Annotated in this window: 1 protein-coding gene and 1 pseudogene; both read left to right on the forward strand. The window is 72.8% G+C overall.

Annotation, left to right across the window (positions count from 1 at the left end):
• Nucleotides 1-309 precede the first annotated feature (309 nt).
• Nucleotides 310-591 (forward strand): annotated as a pseudogene (locus G3N94_RS42825) (hypothetical protein); the annotation flags it as partial.
• A gap of 423 nt (nucleotides 592-1014) precedes the next feature.
• Nucleotides 1015-1449, forward strand: a 435-nt coding sequence (locus tag G3N94_RS41135) for a precorrin-8X methylmutase (RefSeq protein ID WP_205799885.1), incomplete at its 3' end; no start/stop codon positions are given.

The following is a 1449-nucleotide window of genomic DNA, read 5'->3' on the forward strand; positions in this document are numbered from 1 at the left end:
TCGCTCGCCGCGCCGCTGTTCGACCTGCTCGCGCATGAGCCGCGCCGCTTCGAGCTGTCGCCGAAATTTGCGATCCAGCTCGACGGCGGCGAAGCGGTCGCGGCGCTCGACCATCCGCACGACATCTGGCTGTCCGCATGGCGGCGCGGCGACGGCGCCGTGCGCATCGCGGCCGGGCTCGCCGGATGTCCGCCGGTTGCGCGCGCCGATGCCCCCGCGTGCGTCGATGTTTCGCCTGAGGAATCGGCCGCGCTCGTGCGCGCGCTGCTGCTCGCGTTCCTCGACCTTGCGCCGGCCGACGTGACGCGCATGCGCGCGCTGCTCGCGACATGTGGCGAGCAGGGTCTGCTCGAACGCGCACAAGCCTATCTGCCGTTTCCGCTTGCAGCCGACCCCGCGCTTGCCGACTGGCGGCGCACGCCGTCCGATTTCGCGTGGCGCTTCGGCGCGCATCCGTCGAACGACGCGTTGCGCTGCAGCGTCGGCGCGCAGTTCGCGCTCGGCCGTCTCGACGCGGCGCGGCTCGACGCGCTCGCGGCGCTTGCGGACACATACGGCGACGGCACGCTGTCGATCACGCCTTGGCAAGGCGTGTTCATCCACGGCGTCGTGACAACCGACGCGCCCGTGCTGCTCGACGCGCTCGCCGCGCTCGGCCTCGTCTGCGAACCGACAGATCCGCTCGCGCAGCTCGTCGCCTGCGCGGGCAGCGCCGGCTGCGCGAAAGCGCGCGCCGACACGAAGCGCGACGCGCTCGCGCTCGCCGCGCGCGTCGGCCGTGCGCGCAGTGTGCACGTCGTGCACCTCGTGAACCTCGTGCACCTGACCGGCTGCGAGCGCCATTGCGCGCTGCCGCACCCCGCCGAGCACACGCTCGTCGCGGTCGCACCGGCACGCTACGACCTTTACCGGCGCGACGACGCAGCGGGCCTCGGCGCCCCGCTCGCGCGCCACTTGACGATCGACCAAGCCGCGGCCCGACTGGGCGATGCGCGGCAAGCCAGGACACCACCGATGCTTGACTACATACGCGACGGGCAGGAAATCTACCGCCAGTCGTTCGCGACGATCCGTGCCGAGGCCGACCTGTCGCGGATCCCGGCCGACCTCGAGAAACTCGCGGTGCGCGTGATCCACGCGTGCGGGATGGTCGACGTCGTCGACGACCTGCGTTTCTCAACCGGCGCGGGCACGGCGGGCCGTGCGGCGCTGGCCGCCGGCGCGCCGATCCTCTGCGACGCGAAGATGGTCGCGGAAGGCATCACGCGTGCGCGGCTGCCGGCCGGCAATCGCGTGCTGTGCACGCTCGGCGAGCCCGAGGTGCCCGACCTCGCGCGCCAGCTCGGCAACACGCGCTCGGCCGCCGCGCTCGAACTGTGGCGCCCGCACCTCGCGGGCAGCGTCGTCGTGATCGGCAACGCGCCTACCGCGCTGTTCCATCTGCTCGAC

It is taken from the genome of Burkholderia sp. Ac-20353 (assembly GCF_017104785.1).
Lineage (GTDB): Bacteria > Pseudomonadota > Gammaproteobacteria > Burkholderiales > Burkholderiaceae > Burkholderia.